At 42.7% G+C, this 19,372-nt stretch carries 15 protein-coding genes; 4 read left to right on the top strand and 11 right to left on the bottom strand.

Annotated features, from left to right (window positions below):
- Window positions 1-88: 88 nt before the first annotated feature.
- Window positions 89-2,698, bottom strand: coding sequence for a DNA mismatch repair protein MutS (gene mutS / locus FFF34_006850; GenBank protein ID TSD67106.1), 2,610 nt, complete (start codon window positions 2,696-2,698; stop codon window positions 89-91).
- 150 nt (window positions 2,699-2,848) lie between these two features.
- Window positions 2,849-4,165: a hypothetical protein gene (locus tag FFF34_006855; protein TSD67107.1), complete on the bottom strand. Its 1,317-nt coding sequence runs from the start codon at window positions 4,163-4,165 to the stop codon at window positions 2,849-2,851.
- A 445-nt stretch (window positions 4,166-4,610) separates the two neighbouring features.
- Between FFF34_006855 and FFF34_006860 the strand changes: the two genes are divergently transcribed.
- Both FFF34_006860 and FFF34_006865 read left to right on the top strand, forming a co-directional pair.
- Window positions 4,611-5,387, top strand: a complete 777-nt coding sequence (locus FFF34_006860) for a DUF817 family protein (protein ID TSD67108.1) — start codon at window positions 4,611-4,613, stop codon at window positions 5,385-5,387.
- Between the two features lie 32 nt (window positions 5,388-5,419).
- On the top strand, window positions 5,420-6,481 hold the full coding sequence (locus FFF34_006865; GenBank protein ID TSD67109.1) for an alpha/beta fold hydrolase: 1,062 nt from the start codon (window positions 5,420-5,422) through the stop codon (window positions 6,479-6,481).
- A gap of 795 nt (window positions 6,482-7,276) precedes the next feature.
- Here the strand turns inward: FFF34_006865 and FFF34_006870 are convergent.
- From FFF34_006870 to FFF34_006905, 8 genes are all read right to left on the bottom strand, one after another.
- The gene (locus tag FFF34_006870; protein ID TSD67110.1) at window positions 7,277-9,748 is read right to left on the bottom strand and encodes a cytochrome C biogenesis protein; all 2,472 of its coding nucleotides are present in this window, start codon (window positions 9,746-9,748) and stop codon (window positions 7,277-7,279) included.
- Between the two features lie 9 nt (window positions 9,749-9,757).
- Window positions 9,758-10,171: a cytochrome c maturation protein CcmE gene (locus FFF34_006875; protein TSD67111.1), complete on the bottom strand. Its 414-nt coding sequence runs from the start codon at window positions 10,169-10,171 to the stop codon at window positions 9,758-9,760.
- A gap of 370 nt (window positions 10,172-10,541) precedes the next feature.
- Window positions 10,542-11,252 carry a hypothetical protein gene (locus FFF34_006880; GenBank protein TSD67112.1) on the bottom strand — a complete coding sequence of 237 codons (711 nt, stop codon included), beginning with the start codon at window positions 11,250-11,252 and terminating at the stop codon, window positions 10,542-10,544.
- Between the two features lie 124 nt (window positions 11,253-11,376).
- A complete protein-coding gene (locus FFF34_006885) occupies window positions 11,377-12,813 on the bottom strand; it encodes a Glu/Leu/Phe/Val dehydrogenase (GenBank protein ID TSD67113.1) in 1,437 nt (478 codons plus the stop codon).
- Between the two features lie 151 nt (window positions 12,814-12,964).
- A complete protein-coding gene (locus tag FFF34_006890) occupies window positions 12,965-13,165 on the bottom strand; it encodes a CcmD family protein (GenBank protein ID TSD67114.1) in 201 nt (66 codons plus the stop codon).
- Window positions 13,165-13,830 (bottom strand): ABC transporter permease, encoded by a 666-nt coding sequence (locus FFF34_006895; GenBank protein TSD67983.1) that lies wholly within the window; start codon window positions 13,828-13,830, stop codon window positions 13,165-13,167. Before FFF34_006895 ends, FFF34_006890 begins: the two co-directional genes overlap by 1 nt.
- Before the next feature lie 279 nt (window positions 13,831-14,109).
- Entirely contained in the window at window positions 14,110-15,294 is a 1,185-nt protein-coding gene (locus FFF34_006900; protein TSD67115.1) for a carboxypeptidase-like regulatory domain-containing protein, read from the bottom strand.
- A gap of 76 nt (window positions 15,295-15,370) precedes the next feature.
- On the bottom strand, window positions 15,371-16,054 hold the full coding sequence (locus FFF34_006905; GenBank protein ID TSD67116.1) for an ABC transporter permease: 684 nt from the start codon (window positions 16,052-16,054) through the stop codon (window positions 15,371-15,373).
- 78 nt (window positions 16,055-16,132) lie between these two features.
- Here FFF34_006905 and FFF34_006910 point away from each other — a divergent pair, with 78 nt between their 5' ends.
- A complete protein-coding gene (locus FFF34_006910) occupies window positions 16,133-16,942 on the top strand; it encodes an SDR family NAD(P)-dependent oxidoreductase (protein ID TSD67117.1) in 810 nt (269 codons plus the stop codon).
- A gap of 2 nt (window positions 16,943-16,944) precedes the next feature.
- Window positions 16,945-17,430 carry a methylated-DNA--[protein]-cysteine S-methyltransferase gene (locus FFF34_006915; GenBank protein ID TSD67118.1) on the top strand — a complete coding sequence of 162 codons (486 nt, stop codon included), beginning with the start codon at window positions 16,945-16,947 and terminating at the stop codon, window positions 17,428-17,430.
- Here FFF34_006915 and FFF34_006920 read toward each other — a convergent pair.
- Complete coding sequence (locus tag FFF34_006920; GenBank protein TSD67119.1) at window positions 17,414-19,360, bottom strand: response regulator; 1,947 nt, start codon at window positions 19,358-19,360, stop codon at window positions 17,414-17,416. The genes FFF34_006915 and FFF34_006920 overlap by 17 nt on opposite strands.
- Between the last annotated feature and the right edge of the window lie 12 nt (window positions 19,361-19,372).

Below are 19,372 nucleotides of genomic sequence, written 5' to 3' on the forward strand. Positions count from 1 at the left end.
GTGTTATAAAAGATGTTTTAAACATATTAACATTGGCAAGCACTAGGCTACTCTAATTTAAAATTCTAAAATCGAAATCCTAAATAAGCTACCCTTTTATCACCCGCTGTATCTCGTCCAGCTTCATTAAGGCCTCAACTGGTGTCAGGGTATTTACATCAAGGTTGTTCAGCGTATCACGTATCTTCACCAAAACAGGGTCGTCTATTGAAAACATTTGCATTTGTACAGCCTGCTTTTGCACCTTTCGGATGCTCTCTTTTATATGTTCGCCACCCGTACGTTCATTTTCCAACTTCTTTAGTATCTCGTTGGCACGGTTAAGCACCTTTTGCGGCATACCGGCTAATTTAGCTACATGTATACCAAAGCTGTGCTCGCTGCCGCCAGGTACAAGCTTGCGTAAAAAGATGATCTGCTGACCTACTTCTTTTACAGATACATTATAGTTTTTTATGCGATTAAATGAATTACTTAACTCATTTAACTCATGGTAATGTGTTGCAAATAGTGTTTTGGCTTTGGCTGCAGGGTGGTTATGCAGGTATTCGGCAATGGCCCAGGCTATTGATATACCATCGTAGGTAGATGTACCGCGCCCTATTTCATCCAGTAATATTAAACTTCTGTCACTTAGGTTGTTTAGTATACTGGCCGTCTCGTTCATCTCCACCATAAAGGTCGATTCGCCCGACGATAGGTTATCCGATGCGCCTACCCTGGTAAATATCTTATCAACCAAACCAATCGAAGCTGCCTTAGCAGGTACAAAACAACCCATCTGGGCCATAAGTACAATAAGGCCGGTTTGCCTTAACAAAGCCGATTTACCAGCCATGTTTGGCCCTGTTATAATAATTATCTGCTGCGAATCTGAATCAAGGAAAACATCATTAGTAATGTATTCTTCGCCAAGCGGCAGGTTTTTTTCTATCACCGGGTGGCGGCCTCCCTTTATGTCCAGCGTACGACTGTCGTTCACATCAGGTTTTACATAATAGTTTTTGATAGATATATCTGCAAAGTTCAGCAATACATCCAGGCGGGCTATTAGTGTAGCGTTTAGTTGTATAGGTTTAATATATTCGGCAAGCGCGTAAAGCAGGTCGTTGTATAATTTGGTTTCCAGTACTAATATCTTTTCCTCCGCGCCTAATATCTGCTCCTCGTATTCTTTTAGTTCGGGGGTGATATAACGCTCGGCGTTTACCAGTGTTTGCTTGCGTATCCATTCCGTAGGCACCTTATCGCGGTGGCTGTGTGTCACCTCTAAATAATAACCAAATACATTGTTAAACGATACCTTAAGCGATGGTATACCGGTTGCTTCAGCCTCGCGTTTTTGAATCTCTAACAAGTACCCTTTACCACCAAATGCTATTTTGCGTAACCTGTCCAGCTCTTCGTTTATACCCTCGTTCATTACTGATCCCTTTACCATCATTACAGGTGGCTCGGGGTGCAATTCGCGAGCAATTTTTTCGCTGATAGATGTACATGGATTTAACTGTTCGCCTATTGCTTTAAGCGGTTCGCTGTCTGATGCTTCGGTTAGCTTTTTAATAGCATCAATAGCAATTAATGCTTTTTTAAGCTGACAAACTTCGCGCGGATTGGCCTTTTGCAAACCAATTTTCGATATCAGCCTCTCCAGATCACCTATCTGGCGTATCTGGCTTTGCAAGGTCTCACGTAGTTCTTCATTAGCTATCAAGTATTCAACCACGCCTAACCTGTCTTTAATAGGCTTGATCTCCTTTAAGGGCATCACAATCCACCGGCGCAGCATACGTGCCCCCATTGGCGAACAAGTATGATCCAATACATCAACCAGAGTCAGCGCATTCTCGTTAGCCGACCCTACCAACTCCAGGTTACGGATACTAAACCTATCAAGCCATAAGTACCTGTCTTCTTCTATCCTGCTTATGGCAGATATATGCTGCAAATTACGGTGTTCGGTCTCGTTAAGGTAATGCAGCGCAACGCCAGCGGCTACTATGCCTAAATTTAGTTTATCTATACCAAAGCCCTTTAACGATTTTACCCCGAAGTGCTTTAACAAAGTTTCGGTAGCATAGTCGCCGCTGTAGGGCCATTCATCAAGCGTATAAGTATAAAAGCGGTCGCCGTAGGTGTCTTTAAAGTCGCCCTGGCGGCTTTTCGGGAATATTACCTCGCTTGGTGCATAACCTTGCAAAAGCTTGTCTATATAGCCTGTATTGCCTTGTGCGGTTAAAAATTCCCCGGTAGATATATCTATTAATGCAATGCCTATGCTATTCTTTTCAAAGTAAAGCGATGCCAGGTAATTATTACTTTTTTGCTGTAATATGTTATCGCTGGTGGCCACACCGGGCGTAACCAATTCTGTTACGCCACGTTTTACAATGGTTTTAGTGGTTTTAGGGTCTTCCAGTTGGTCGCATATGGCTACCCGCTGCCCGGCACGAACCAATTTTGGTAAATAAGTATCCAACGAATGATGCGGAAAGCCGGCCAGTTCGATATGTGTGGCGGCACCATTGGCACGACGGGTTAGTGTTATGCCTAAAATACCGGCAGCTTTTATAGCATCCGCGCCAAAGGTTTCATAAAAATCGCCTACACGAAACAGCAGCAAAGCACCCGGATACTTTGTTTTAATAGCATTATACTGCTGCATTAATGGAGTCTCTTTGGTTTCGGTTTTGGCCAAGGCGTTGCTGTAATTAATAATCGGCTAATTTAATTTATTGCCTGCGCATTACAGGGATTGTGGAAAAGTTAAGCAGATGTTAGCAACACCATTAAGAAACAGCTTAAGAGACAAGAACCAAGAGACAAGATAGAAGATAATAGCTGATTCTTACTTCACAAAATCCACTAAGTACTCGGATACATAGTCGTTTTTGGCATTGTCGTTATCTTTATAAAACAGCCTTGCATGTTGGCCCAGCTTAACCGACGAATACTTATTTTTGGGATTCGCCTCAGCATTAATGGGTTGTAATGATGGGTACCATAATGTGTGTCCCGGTTTATCTACCAAAAACTTCGGCTTACTCCATTGTTGCGAGTTATTACCAATCCCCAGATCTTTATTTTTGTTGAAGGATACGTATATACTACTGCCTTTCCATGAAGGGCCTTCGGCTTTGGCCATTAGCATTACCCAGCAGTTTAAATAAACATTCCAGCTAACCGATGGCCCCCAGTAGTATTTAGCCGTTGGCGACGATGTTGGCCCACCACCTTCGGCTACAGGTATTTGTATAGATGCGACAGGCTTACCCACGCCATTGTATGGTATATTAAAACCTTTTCCATCCCATCTTTTAGCCTTACCTTCCGGATGATCCAGATCGCTTATTAAGATACGCGCTATGCTAATGCACTGGCCTTTCCACTCGTTTGTGGGGTTATAAGTAGCCTCATTATACTTACCGGGATATCCGTACTCGCCATAAAATAAGTATAGATACTTGCCATTGGCAACCGCCGATGGGTCGCCGGTACCACCTGCAAAGTTGATAGCCGTATTGTTAGGTTTTAGTATCATCCGCGGCTGTTCGTCTTCAATAAATATACCGCGGTTTACCCAGCTTTTACCACCATCAACAGACTTCATTATACCTATACGGCAAACTGCCGATGCGGTCGAATCGCCGCGCAAGCCTTCGGGCCATTTCTCGTTTTTATAGCCTTTGCCTGTTTTAGGGTCGTAGGGTAAGGTCTTGGGGTAATTCTCGTTATGATACAGTGCATACAGGGTTTTACCGCTGTGGTCTTTAGCATCCTGATAAACCGATTCGAACCATATGGCCCCATGCAGGCCCGGTTTACCTGGTGGCACATTGGGTGGCAATTTTGGCTCAATAAAGTCCTTTTCGGCGGTGCTAAAGGCCTCATCTACAGTATTGCCTGTGGCATATTTAAGGTTATTGGATGGCCCCCAAACCGGGTCTTCGCCGTACTTGCCGGGGAAGATCATAAACTTATCGCCTACCCAAACTTCCGACATATTACAGTCTACAAACGATTTAAACACGAACCTGTCTATCGGCGTTAGCTTTAAAGATGGGCCTGCAGGCGCAATATGCTTTGGCAAACCGATGTATGACGATACAATAAGCGATACCACAAAGGCCGCTATCGCCCATATTAAAATGTATTTTTTTAGCATAATGATTTGTAGTACCACAGCAGAAGCGGCATAGGTTATAATTAAAATGCAATATACAATTTAACCATTATTTTGATGAGGTTACTGCGTTGTTGCGGCGGGGCAAAGGCATCAAAATATGTTTTTTTGGGAGCAGGGTATTTGTTGAATATGATTTTACTATAAAAATTGGCTTTGCAGGGCGTATGGGCCTATTCCTTTACACTTTTGGCTATAATCTTTTCATTTATTTTGTTGACCATGCGGGATATTTTCGTTTTTTTTCGTTACCCCTCAGCCCATAATATACTAAAAAAAATTCAATTAAAAAAGTCTTTTTTAAGTCCGCACCCGTCCGGCCGGACGGAAAGGGGTGAAATGAAAAATATTTTTCAATGCGTTTACCCTGCTGTCGCAGCTTAACAAAAAGCTGTTATATTTGAATCTGTCATAAACCAGAAGACCCCTGAAAACCTTTTTCCGTCATTTTTTTATTTTCACCGTTCAGCAAGCCTTGTCGTGCATATTCCCTGTATTGGTGTTTAGCATGCTGGCCCTGTCGCATTTGTTTACTGGGATAATACCCCGATACGATTTTATGTTGCTTGCCTGCCTGTTTATACAGGTAGCCATGTTTTACGGTGGATTAGAGACTAAAGACGAAGTATTGGTTATCTGCATCTTCCACCTATTAGGTTTAATGATGGAGCTTTTTAAGGTACACATAGGCTCGTGGGCCTACCCTGAGTTTGCCTACACAAAATTTGCAGGTGTGCCCTTATACAGCGGCTTTATGTATGCCAGTGTGGCCAGCTACATGTGCCAGGCCTGGCGACGGTTTAACCTTAACCTGGTTAACTGGCCGGGGCATTGGGCGGCACGCATATGCGGCGCTTTGATATACCTTAACTTTTTTACCAACCATTTTATTTGGGATGTGCGCTACCTTATTGGTTTGGTTATCATTTTCTTTTTCCGCAAGTCAACTGTCGAATTTCATATTCAACGGACAACCTATCGTATGCCGGTTATACTATCGTTCTTGCTCATCGGCTTTTTTATTTGGCTGGCCGAAAACGTGGCTACCAAGCTTGGCGCCTGGAAATACGCCTATCAGCATAAAACATGGGCTATGGTCGATTATCAAAAGATAAGCTCCTGGGGCTTTTTGGTCATCGTAAGCTTTATTATCATAGCCGAGTTGAAATTATTAAAGGATAATATCGACGAAAAACAACATTAATAATCGTTATATTACGCTATCAAACCCATAGCATGAAAAAATTATTACTTGGTCTATCTATCTGCGCAATCGCGGCTTTAAACGCCTGCAAGTCGCCTGCACCGGCCTCCGCTTCGTTAAGTGAAACACCTATTGGTACTTACTTAAAAGATACTACCTCCGGAGTGAAAAATGGTGGTATCACGATGGTGCAAATAAACACCCCGAAAGGCAAGTTTAACGTGTGGACCAAAAAAATAGGCAACAACCCCAAAATGAAGTTATTGCTGCTAAATGGTGGACCCGGTGCCACGCACGAATACTTTGAGTGTATGGAAAGCTTTTTACCCGCCGAAGGTATCGAGATCATCTATTACGACCAATTAGGTTGCGGTAACTCTGATAACCCTAAAGATACATCAATGTGGAGTCTGCCCCGTTATGTAGAAGAAGTAGAACAGGTTCGCCAGGCACTTAAGCTGGATAAGGACAACTTTTACTTACTGGGCCACTCGTGGGGTGGTATTTTAGCAGCCGAATATGCCTTTAAATACCAGGACCATATAAAAGGCCTTATTATATCAAACATGATGATGAGCTGCCCCGATTATGGCAAATATGCCGATGAGGTGTTAGCTAAGCAATTCGACCCTAAAATATTGGCACGCATACGCGCTATTGAGGCTAAAGGCGATTTTGCTAACCCGGAATACATGCAATTGCTGATGCCAAATTTTTATGCTAAACACATCTGCCGTTTCCCGATAGACAAATGGCCCGAGCCAATAAACCGCTCTTTTGCTAAAATGAACCAATCGTTATATGTAACCATGCAAGGCCCAAGCGAGTTTGGCATATCGGGTAAGCTGGAAAAATGGAACCGCGTGCCCGACCTGCCTAAATTAAGCGTACCCATGCTAAGCATAGGCGGCGAGTATGATACTATGGACCCCAAGCACATGAAAATGATAGCCGGCAAAGTTCAAAACGGCAGTTATCTTTATTGCGCCAATGGCAGCCACATGAGCATGTGGGACGACCAACAAACCTACATGGCAGGACTAATAAAATTTATTAAAGGTGTTGACAGTGGAGAAAAGAAAGTAGCGTTGTAATATCCTACATGTCATGCTGAATTTATTTCAGCATCCCACCTGCTAAGTAGCCGGCATTCATATTCGTTACCGTCCTATGAGGTGCCGAAACAAGTTCGGCATGACGGATTGATTTAGCAACTGTCATGCTGAATTTATTTCAGCACCTCACCTGCTAAGTAGGCAGCATTCATATTCGTTACCGTCCTGTGAGGTGCCGAAACAAGTTCGGCATGACGGATTGATTTAACAACTGTCATGCTGAATTTATTTCAGCATCCCTCCTGCTAAGTAGGGGGCATTCATATTCGTTACCGTCCTGTGAGGTGCCGAAACAAGTTCGGCATGACGGATTGATTTAACAACTGTCATGCTGAATTTATTTCAGCATCCCTCCTGCTAAGTAGGGGGCATTCATATTCGTTACCGTCCTGTGAGGTGCCGAAACAAGTTCGGCATGACGGATTGATTTAACAACTGTCATGCTGAATTTATTTCAGCATCCTCACACGCTCAGTAGGCGGCATTCATATTCGTTACCGTCCTGTGAGGTGCCGAAACAAGTTCGGCATGACGGATTGATTTAGCAACTGTCATGCTGAATTTATTTCAGCATCCCACCTGCTAAGTAGCCGGCATCTATTACATGTCCTGTGAGGTGCCGAAACAAGTTCGGCATGACGGGCTCATTATTAAAAACCTGTCATGCTGAATTTATTTCAGCACCTCTCCTGCTAAGTATCAATTAATAAAAAAGCGGTTATCTCGTATTATTAGAGATAACCGCTTTTTTTATTTAACGACTTATTTAGGGCACTAAACCGTCTTCAATTCCTTATTTCTGCGTAAAATAGATATGAAGAAACCAATAACCATGATGATGGTGCCTGCCCATAAAAAGTTGATGTAAGGAAACTCGATGGCTTTCATTACAATAAACTTTTTCTTGCTTTCGGGCTGGGTATAAACGGTTATCTCTACCTTTCCTTCGCCTGGTGTTTTACCCGGTATAATCTTGGTAAAGCTTAGCTTTAAGCCGGCATCTTCAACCTTTTTACCAAAGTCGTACACGCTTTTACCCTTAATTAAGTAAACAGGCTCGGCCTTATAGGTTTTACCATGCGTTATCACCTCAATTTGCGCGCCTATAGCTATATCGTTCTGCGTAAGCGGGATATCCTGGATCTTTGCGTTCTTATTTAACCGTTTTAAAACAATAATACCATCGCGGTAAGGTATGGTGTCGCCAATAGCAATTTGGTGCGCTACAGGGGCATCATAATCACTATCATCAGTATTTGCGCCGTGTTGTTGCTCTTCAGCTGCTTTAGGGTCGTTACTGATAATATTGGTCATGGTTACATGCGTATACAGGTCATGCAACAAATAGTGCTTGGTATCGGGCGATGATGATAAGCCTGCATCACCTGCAACTATTACATTTGGCCTTAAGTTAAACTCTTCGGTTTTGTTGCCCTTTGCATCTAACCGTGTATAGTTTATGTTAAAGTAATGGTTAAGCCCCTCTATGGTATCACCGGTGAAGGTAACGCTGTAGTCGCCCATTTTAAGCGGCTCGTTCTTGTACAGCAGTATATTTTCTTTAGGGTTCTCTGTTTTGGCAAAATCCTCGCTGTACTGCTCGCCGGTAAGGTTTTCAGATATTACCCTTTTTGTACCTGCCGATATTAATGCGCCAACCAGCATCAGGCCAAAACCTATATGCGCTATGGCCGAACCGGCCAGTTTAAACTTACCCTTCATGGCATCGGCCAAAACTTTAGCATTGGCAACTACCGAGTATACCGAGCAAAGCATCACCAGTATAAACACAAAGTGTAATTTATAAACACCTGTGCCAAATGCTATTAAAGCGGTTATTAAAGCGGCAAATACCAGGTAAATTATAGTGGTGATAAAAAACCTGGTTACATCGGTTTTTTTGTACTTTAAAAATTGTGTAAAACCTGTAAGTAACGTAACCACTACTGCAAACGATGCCTGTATTACGTTATAATGCTTAACAGGATCAACAGGTGGGGCAAATTTGGTACCGAACATTAAGTTCCAAACCGGTATAGAGGTTACAATTATCAAATGGAAACATGACAGGCCCATAAACACAGCGCCCACAAACATCCAAAACTCGCGCGAGTAGGTTTCTTCATCCTTTTTAGTGATGGGAAGCTCTTTCCAGCGGGATACCAACAGATAAACGGTTATCACTAAAAACACCATTACCCCTATTACCAGCTGCCAAAACAAACCCAGATCGGTAAAGGCGTGTACTGATGAATCGCCCAATACGCCACTACGCGCCAGGAACGATGAATACCAAACCAACACAAAGCTAAGTAAGGTTAATAACGTAGCTGTAAAGTATGAATGGCCTGTGTTTTTAAACACAATAAGCACGTGTACAGCGGCTACCAGCACCAGCCATGCAAAAATAGAAGCATTCTCTACCGGGTCCCAGGCCCAAAAACCGCCAAAGTTTAGCGACTCGTATGCCCAAAAAGCACCCATGATAACCCCTGTGCCCAATACCATACAAGCAAATAAAGCATAAGGTATAGCTGGTTTTACCCAGTCCTGGTAACGCCTTTGCCATAAACCTGCTACAGCATAAGCAAACGGAATAACCAGAGAGGATATACCCAAAAACAAAACCGGCGGGTGAATGATCATCCAGTAGTTTTGCAGCGATGGGTTCATACCGCGGCCATCCTTTATAAAGTCAAGGTAGTCGGCACGCTGAAATATGGGGGCTTCCATTGCGTTACGCAACAGTAAAAACGGCGAGCTGCCTATGTGGGCAGCACCTATTTGTACGCCCAAAATCATGCTGCACAGTATAACCTGCGATAGTGCCACGGTGGTCATAACCGGTTTTTCCCACGATTTGGCCTTCCATATCAGTATATTACCCAATACGGCCTGCCAAAACATCCATAGCAAAAACGCGCCTTCCTGCCCGTTCCAAAAACCCGATACGATGTAGTAAACAGGTAACGAACGCGAGGTGTACGACCATGCGTAATGGTACTCGAAATAGTGATTGTAAATAAGATAGAACAGGCAAGTACCCATCCCTAATATTGATACGGTGTTTAACCAGTACCCTATGCGGCCCATGTGCAACCACGAATTATCGCCTTTAAGGGCTGTTTCGCGGCTTGCAAAAAAGTAACAAATGAACGAGAATAGTGCTGAACCTAAGGCAAGAACGATAAAAAACTGGCCCAACTGCCCCGGTAAGAGGTGTTCGCCTTTGTAAGCTATATCCATTAATATCTATTATATACTCGCGCTTTTTCTAGCGCTTACTTCTGTAACGTTTAGTTTGCCATCCGTGTATTTAGACGGGCATTTTAACAAAATATGAGATGCATGAAACTCGTTGCCCTTCATCTTCCCGGTTAATACAATTTGCTCCGAACGTTCAAAATCCTGCGGTTTGGTGCCGGTAACAATTACCTTACACTCCTCGCCTTTATTGTCTTTCATGTAAAAAGAGAAGTAGTTAGCATCCTTTGTAGCATCATAAAACAGTGCTTTTTGCTTGTTTAAGTGGCCAACCACGTGTAATTCGCTACCTGTTTTTTTGGCATCGTTAAAAGAACCATAAGTGCTTGAGGTTGAATATGTACTGATGATAACCGCTATTGCTACTGCAATAACAATAATACCTAATATCGAGCTTTTCTTCATTAATCAGATTTATTGGGTAATACGAATTACAAAAATACAAAACGATAAGCTAATAACGTTTATTACAAGGGATATATGTTATTTAGAATTGTTATTGATAACAAGTTGAAATACATCTTTAAATCGTATTGCGAGGAGCGATAGCGACAAAGCAATCTCCGGACTTTGCATACACGCTTAGCATAAGGCGATTGCTACTCCGTTAGTCAACGGATCGCAATGACGGTCTGGTGGTAGGTTTGCGCTCCCCGCCACGTTATTTCGGGGAGCGGTAGCGACAAAGCAATGATCGATAGAAAAGTGTCTACAGCAGGCGCTGTCGTAGTGACATTAAGTTAATCATGGAAAAAGTAAACATTTTAATGGTGGCTTATTTAAATAATTTATAATTGCGACTCCAGTAGTCTTTGATAAAACCCCACTTGTAATCTTTATATTTTCTTATTGTTTCTATAGGTAACTGCTTAAACTTAACTTTTTTGTCTTTTATAGTTCTATAGATATAGATCCCATCTTTAATATCTCCATTTCCGCATTCATACCCTTCCAACTTCGCAATTTTGACTACTTTAAAATTGGTTATGTAGAACAGGTCGCTTTCCCAATTCATATCGGCACATCCTCTGCGGGAGTATGAATAATAATATTTTGAGTTTACTATACTTTGAGAAGCTGGGTAGCTATCAAAATCGATTACCTTTCGAAAGGTCCTTTTATTTTTATCGTAAAGTAAAAGATCATTTATGTCCGGCACATTTGTAAAATAATCTATCAAAATATCTTTAAAGCCATCGTCGTTAAAGTCGATGAATTTTACACCCGAAACGCCATCTAAGTCTTTATAAATCGTGTCGCCTTTCGGGCCAATAACAAAAACATTATACCCGCTTGTGTAACCAATTATAAAATGCTGATTATCTATAATGGAACTCTGGCAAAATGTAGAGTCATTTACCATTTTGTTTTTGTTATCCAAAGCTTTCTTTACCGTAATTCGTTTTTGAGGTGCGATTATATGCGTATTTTTTTGTTTACACGAAAACATTAAGATTAACAATAATGGAAATAAGAATTTAGGCATGCAGGAGATATTTTTTCTTAAATTTAATGTTAACCTTTTTCTTTACCAAAAAAGGACGCTCATCGCGTCCTTTTTTATTATTGATATGGAGACCAATCACAAATCTCAGTTCGCTAATCACAGATCATGGCCAAACGCCAAGGTTCATGTACGATACGGCTATTTTATTAATAGCGCCTACCATAGCTGCATTACGCAGGGTTTCTACCTTAGGGTTGTTTTTGTATATCTCCCTTATCTCGTGGTATGATCGTATCATGGTATCCTCTAAACCGGAATTTACCAGCTCAAGCTCTGATGCGCCTTTGATGATGGTTGAGCGTTGTATTGGCGATAACGATGTACCGGTAATACCCTCTACCATGTTTACCAGGTTAAGGTTAGAGTTTTCTTCGAACCTACGGTTCATGCGGCCAAAGGCAACGTGACTCAGGTTTTTTAACCACTCAAAATACGATACGGTAACACCACCGGCATTGGCATACATATCCGGGATGATCATACCGCCATTTTTGTAGAAAGCGGCTTCAGCTTCGGGTGATGTAGGGCCGTTAGCGCCTTCGGCTATGATTTTAGCCTTTATGCTGCCTATGTTTTGTATGGTTATCTGGTTCTCTAAAGCGGCAGGCACCAAAATATCGCATGGCTGCTCAAGACCATCCATAGTATTTTTAAACTCTTTTTTAGCGCCGGCATAGCCTAATATAGACCCGGTTGCTTTGCGGTGCTGAAACACGGCTTCTACATCCAATCCATCCTCGTTGTAAATAGCGCCTTCAAACTCGCAAAGGCCAACTATTACCGCGCCAAACTCCGACAGGAACTTAGCCGAGTAATAACCCACATTACCCAAGCCCTGTACAATTATTTTTTTGCCCGATAAACCGGTGGTTAAACCCAATTTCTGCATATCCTCGGCAACGCCAACACACTCGCGTATGGCTATAGCCACACCACGGCCTGTAGCCTCGCGGCGGCCTGCTATACCATGTAAGGCAATTGGCTTGCCTGTTACAGCACCCAAAGCATCCAGTTGACCTGGGTTCATGGTAGCATAGGTATCGGCAATCCAGCTCATCTCGCGCTCGCCCGATCCATAATCAGGGGCAGGCACATCAATGCTGGGGCCTATAAAGTTCTTTTTTATCAGCTCCACTGTATAGCGGCGGGTAATGTTTTCCAGCTCGCCTACGGTATAGTTTTTAGGGTTTATTTTAATACCGCCCTTTGCACCGCCAAATGGTACGTTTACAATAGCACACTTATAGGTCATTAACGCGGCAAGCGCCATCACCTCATCCTCGTTCACCATTTCGCTGTAGCGTATACCGCCCTTTGTTGGCGATTGGTGATGCGAGTGCTCTACACGCCATGCATCTATTACTTCAAAACCATTGCCTTTGCGTATTGGGAAACGAAAACGGTAAACGCTGTTACATGATTTTATTTGGTCTAACAAACCCGCATCATGCTTTGTAAATTGCGCCGCATGATCAAAGTTTTTACATACATCACCAAAAAAGTGAGTATTTTGATCAGCAGTCGGATTATTGATATTCATAATTTAAATTGGATAAAAAATTAATCTCTTAAAAAAGTGCACAAATTTGATATATTTTTTATCAATAATGCAATTATTTAGAATTTGTTATCTGTTTAAAATGTAAAGAATTTTAAAATATAGGTTTAAACAGTTTAAACACAGATTTGATTTATTTTTCGAGTTTCTTTAACCTGCGGTCGATGTTGAACAGGTAAATAGCCAGGCCAATAAATATGATAACGATGGTAGCTATTACCACATAAATTTTACCAGAACTACGAAAGCTGTCGGCCATTTCAACCGATTGGGTTTGCGCGAAGGCGCTAACAAAACTCATTACAAAGGCCAATAAAACAATTAACTTTTTCATTAATTTATGTTGTTTCTTTTATTTTCGATTAAACGTATACGGTAACGCAGGGTAGCTATCCAAATGGCCAAAAATGTCCAGCCCAGCATGGCGGGGTAAAAGGCCAGTTTCATGCCGTTATCCAAATCGTACTTGCCAAAGGCAGGGTTACCGCCGCTACCCGGGTGTAACGAGTCGGTTAGGCGTGGTAGCACAAAAATCAGCACTACCATTATTGGGAAGGCAAAAATGTTATAGATAGACGATATTTTAGCACGCTTTTGCTCCTCATCTATCGAGTTACGTAATACAAGGTAGGCGCAATACAGCAAAAAGGCAATAGCGGCACTATTTTGCTTAGGGTCGCCGCTCCAAAATTCACCCCAGGTATATTTGGCCCACATCATACCGGTAATTAAACCCATGGTATAAAATACAAGACCCGTGTTTACACATTCTACAGCGGCAAGGTCGTACTCCTCTTTACCTGTGTTAAGGTATTTAATGCTAAAATATACCGATATGGAAAACACGGCCAGCATACCCATCCACATAGGCACGTGAAAGTATAGGTTGCGTATAGTTTCGTGCAATACCGGCAAGGCGGGTACCCGAAACAACAGGCCGGTTACAAACGTGGAGAGGATCAGCAAAACCGCTATAACTTTCCACCAGGTTTGATAAATGAATTTCATATAAAAATTATGCGGCAAATGTAATAATTAGATAGCTTGCTTTGCGCATATGGCGCTATTATTACTAATGTTATAACACCACATGGCATCAATTATAATTGTTGCGGCGTTTTAAGGATGAATTTGAAAAATTAAGATGGTTAACTACTTATACCCTCACGAACTTCATTGCGAGGTACGAAGCGATCTCAGAACTATGCGTAGCCACCTTTCTATCAGGAGATTGCTTCGTACCTCGCAATGATGGCTTTAATTACCAATAATAACTCCCTAATCGCCCGGCTCGTAATCTACTGGCAGCAAGTTAGCCAGTTTGGATTTTGACCACGTGCCTTCGTAAAGCGGGCTTTGGGCCACCACGGTTCCATTTTTATCAAATATGGCGTAAAAGGGTTTATACAAGGTAATAACACTTGTCTCGAAGTTTTCCATATCCAGCGGGTGGTATACATCCCTAAAATCGGTTTCTTCGTGCTTTTTGGTGTACACCACATATAAATAATGCGGAAACGTGATGGCAAACAAGCCTTCCTGCGGGGTTTGGCGTATAATATCATATCCGGTTAACGGCGGTTTCCTCAAAATTTCGTTAGCCCATTTAGGCACACCCGATTGATCTATCCAGTACATCGTCGAATCGCGGTTCACCATTCTAAATTGCTTTAGCTTTCGCTGTATCACTTCTTCGGGGTAGCGCTGCGGGTTTAGGTTTCGGGTAAAATCGTAAATGATAAAACCATCCTGCGTAAGCGTGTTTTTGTATAACGAGCGGTAAAACTGTTGCGGCGAGCCGTAGTAAGTATCTTCTCGCTTTTGCTTCCATTTCTTTTTTTGCGATTCGCTGCCGGGCAGGTCCTCAAACAACACCTTACCCGAGTATTGTACCGTATGGGTAATATTGCTGCTGTTAAAGCTATTCAGTAAAAACTTAGTACGATAGCCTAAGGCGTGGTTCTCTACCACCAAAAATTCATCTGCCGAAGCCTCCAGCGATTGTGTATTACGATGATAGATCAGATCGACCACCCGCGGGTTGATCACCTTACACTCTTTGGCATTATCATTAGTACCAATAAAATCCTTTTTAAACTGCTCGTAATTCTTTTTCCAGTCGGCATTGCTAATGATGGTTACGCCCCGCATCATCATCACTTTGGGTGTAAGCTCTATGTTTACGGTGATGGGTTTATCGGTTACCAGTACGCGCTGGGTATACTCTTCAAAGCCCAGTGTGGTTACCACCAGGTCGTACTGGCCGGGTTTAACGTTGCGCAGGGTAAAGTTGCCGTCATCATCGGTAGCGGTGCCAAAGGTGGCATTGCTTAAAAAAACGCTGGCTTTAGCTACACCAGCCTTTGATGCGCTGCTAACTATTTTGCCACTTATAGCGCCGTTTTGTGCCAGCACAATTGCAGGCAAGCATAATAAAACTACTATAAACCAACAGCGGCGCATTAATTAATTATTGAGGGTATTAAGCCGCTAATAAAACAAATATTTATGAAGAGCACATGAAAATGCACGTAACAATTTAATCGCGCCATAGATATGGGAAAAGTATAAGCGATGTAGTTATTACTATAACATTTATAGCCAGCAACACGCCTATGCTGCCGTAGCTTGTGCTACGGTCGATGCCATCCATAGCGGCTTTGCTTACTTTGATAAGCAGCAGTATTACCGGGATAATAACCGGGAAGCTTAGTATGGCCATTAACGTGCCGTTATTCCCCGCCTTCGACGCAATGGCCGATATCATGGTGAACACGGTAGAAAAGCTGGTACTGCCTAATAGCACTACCACAAAGTAAAAAACCAGGTCGTTTACCGTATTGGTAAAAAATACCGAATACACCAGCAGCGCGAGTATACTCAACAAGCCCATTAATAAGGCGTTGTAAATGGTTTTTGACAGGATGATGGCCTGTGGATGGGCAATAGAATAATAATAAAGCAGGCGGCTTTTACTCTCCTGCAAAAAGCTTTTGGCTATGGCATTAACCGATGCAAACAGCATTATTATCCAAAACAAAATATTCCATACTATGGGATAGCCTTCGCTGCCTTTAAAACCAGGGTTTAGGTTAAAGGATATATAGCAAACAAATACGGTAGATACGATATAAAGCAGCACACCATTAAAGGCATACTTTGAGCGCCATTCCAGGATGATCTCTTTTTTTAAAAGCTCGGTGGTTTGGCTCATTAAATTCATACTGCAAAGAAAGTTAAAAATAAAAAGCAAATATTTAAATTTTCGATTTAATTGATGATTTGAAATTAACTTAGCGCCATGAAACAATTGCAGTTAAAAAACAGGTGGGTATTAGTTACCGGCGCATCATCGGGCCTTGGGCAGGAAATGGCCCGGCAACTGGCTTATGAGCACCAGGCCAACCTTATTATTACTGCACGCCGCGCCGACAAGCTTGAACAGCTAAAAACCGAACTGGAGGCCGGTGCCGGTATACAAGTGAAAGTTATAGTAGCCGACCTATCTGTAATTGCCGATGCCGACCGCCTTGTTGCCGAAAGCATTGCCGGTGGCAACCTGTATGGCGCTATATTAAACGCGGGTATCACCTATTTTGGCCGCCACACCCAATTGCCCTGGGCCACTTTTGAAAGCCTGCTGCAAACCAATGTAATTGGCGTTGTGCGCACTGCCAACGGCCTGGTAAAATACTTTGAACAACCCGGAACCGAAGGCGGCCTGATGCTGGTATCAAGCATGGCGGGCACCTTCCCGGTGCCTTACCAGGCAGCGTACTCGGCAACCAAGGCTTTTATTACCGCTTTTGGCAGCGCCCTGCACTACGAACTCACCAACCCCAAATTTTCTATCACCGTTTACGCGCCCGGCGGCATAGCTACCGAAATGACCGCTAACGATAAATTTACCGCCCTTAAAAGCTGGTTGATGCCTGTTAAACAAGCCGCTAAAGAAGGTTTACACGCCTTTATCAGTCGTAAATATAATTATGTACCGGGGGCACTAAACCGCCTGGGTAATGTAATGATGAACTTTTTACCAAAAAGCTTTATCACCGGTAAAATGAGTAAGATATATTTGAACTCGCTCATCAAATCAGAAAAAGAGTAACCATGCACGAGGCCTATTATAAAACACCTGTTGGCTGGGCGCATATTGTTGCGGACGATGAATATATCTGCAAGGTATCTATACGCGATGATGAGCATGAGGCTACTCCCCTTACCTCACCGCTGCTACAGGAGGCTGTTAAGCAATTAGGCGAGTATTTTGATGGCACCCGTAAAACCTTCGATCTGCCTATTAAGCAGCCGGGGTCCGGTTTTCAGCAGCAGGTTTGGGAGGAGTTGTTGAAAATACCTTACGGCAGTACCATTACCTACGGGCAGCAATCGCAACAAATGAATAACCCGCTGGCTATACGCGCCATTGCAGCAGCTAATGGTAAAAACAATTTATGGGTAATTGTTCCCTGCCATCGTGTTATTGGCAGCAACGGCACTTTAACGGGCTATGCAGGCGGCTTATGGCGCAAGCAATGGCTGTTAGAGCACGAGGCACGCGTATTAGGCGTTGGCCAAACTAAACTTTCTTTTTAGGCTTGGTATTAGTGCCTACAAGTTTTTCTATTTTTTCGTGTAATTGGTGTGGCTCAAATGGCTTCGCCAACACATCATTCATACCTGCCGAAATAGCTTCCTGGTGCTCCTGCTCAAATGCCGCGGCTGATAGGGATATGATAGGGATACTGCGTTTAGGTTCCTCAAAATCCATACGTATACTACGGGCTGCCTGGTAACCATTCATATCGGGCATGTGGGTATCCATCAGTATCAACTGGTAATCGTTCTCCATTAGCTTGTCCAATGTTTTTTTGCCGGTGTCAACCATATCATACGCTACGTTCCAGTCTTTAAGCATTTTGGTAAGCATAAACTGGTTTATCATATTGTCTTCGGCAACCAATACTTTTACATTAACAAACGCTGCAAGGCCTTTTTCTGCCTTCACTATGGTTTTGTTAACCTGCACCTGGCTTATCTCAAACCAGTTTATAAAACTAAACTCGCTACCCTTGCCTGCTTTGCTGCTAACACTCATTTCGCCGCCTTTTAATTCAACCAGCTTTTTAACAATGGCCAGGCCCAGCCCGGTACCACCGTATTTAGTCGCAGTGTTTTCCTCGGCCTGCTCAAACGACTCAAATATTTTTGACAAGCGGTGTTCGGGTATGCCTATGCCGCTGTCAATCACACTAAATTTTAGTTTAACGCTGTTTTTATCGCGCTGCAATAAGGCTATCTTTAATTGTACAAACCCACGGTGTGTAAATTTAATGGCGTTACTCAGCAAATTCATCAATATCTGGTTAAGGCGTAACGAGTCTATCATTAAAGTTTCGGGCACCTCATCATCTATATCAAGCAAAAACTCGATATTCTTTTCGTCGGCATTAAACTTAAGCAAGCCATAAACCGATTTTACTATTTCGCGTACGTTACCCGGTGAGCGTACAATACTAAACTTTCCGGCCTCTATTTTTGATATATCGAGCACATCGTTTATCACCCCCAATAACGAACGTGATGATGTATCCAGCATATCCAGCAAACCGGCCTGGTGGTCATTAATGTCTGTTTTCCGCAGCATGGTACTCAGGCCTATAATGCCGTTAACCGGGGTGCGCAATTCATGGCTCATATTAGCTAAAAATGCCTCTTTGGCTTTTTTGCCAAGCTCGGCTGCTTCTTTTGATTTAATTAGCTGCTGCTGATAACTTTTTTGCGGCGTATTGTCGCTTATGTTTAAAAATATGGTTTTATTGCGATAAGAGGCGCGGCATTCGGCCCAAATGGTTCTTTTATCAAAGGTATCCAGTTGGTACTCAAAAACGGCAAAGTGCAAGTTATCCTTAATGATCTCGCCTAATTTTTTACGGAAGGTATCACGGTCGCTACTCACTGCCAAATCAACAATACTGGTATTTAATACCTCGCTTTGTTTATAGCCCAATATTTTTTCGATAGCAGGGTTTATGGTTTTAATACGCAGGCTGGTTGCATCGACAGAGCAAATGATATCCGCGCTGTTTTTTACCACCATCGCATAATTTTGCAGTTCTTCGTTCTTCTGTAAAATCTCGTCGCGGTTGCGGGCAAGCTGTATAAAGGCATCAACCTTGGCCGATGTGATATATGGGTCCAATGGTTTGTACAGGTAATCTACGGCGCCAGCTCCAAAGCCTTTAACCGCATACTTGCTTTCCTTGGATATAGCGGTTACAAAAATCACAAGGATATCTTTGGTGCGGGGATTCGATTTTAGCATCTCTACCAATTCAAAGCCATCCATTTCGGGCATTTGAACATCTACCAATGCTATAGATATAGGGTTATCCCAGGCAATTTTAAGGGCATCGTTTGGTGAAGTTGTTGTTAACAGGCGTATATCATCGCGTTTTAACAATGCTTCAAGTGCAATTATGTTTTCCTCTCTGTCGTCGACAATAAGGATGTTGATAGGGGTCATCAAGGGTGGGGT

The organism is Inquilinus sp. KBS0705 (assembly GCA_005938025.2).
Taxonomy (GTDB): domain Bacteria; phylum Bacteroidota; class Bacteroidia; order Sphingobacteriales; family Sphingobacteriaceae; genus Mucilaginibacter.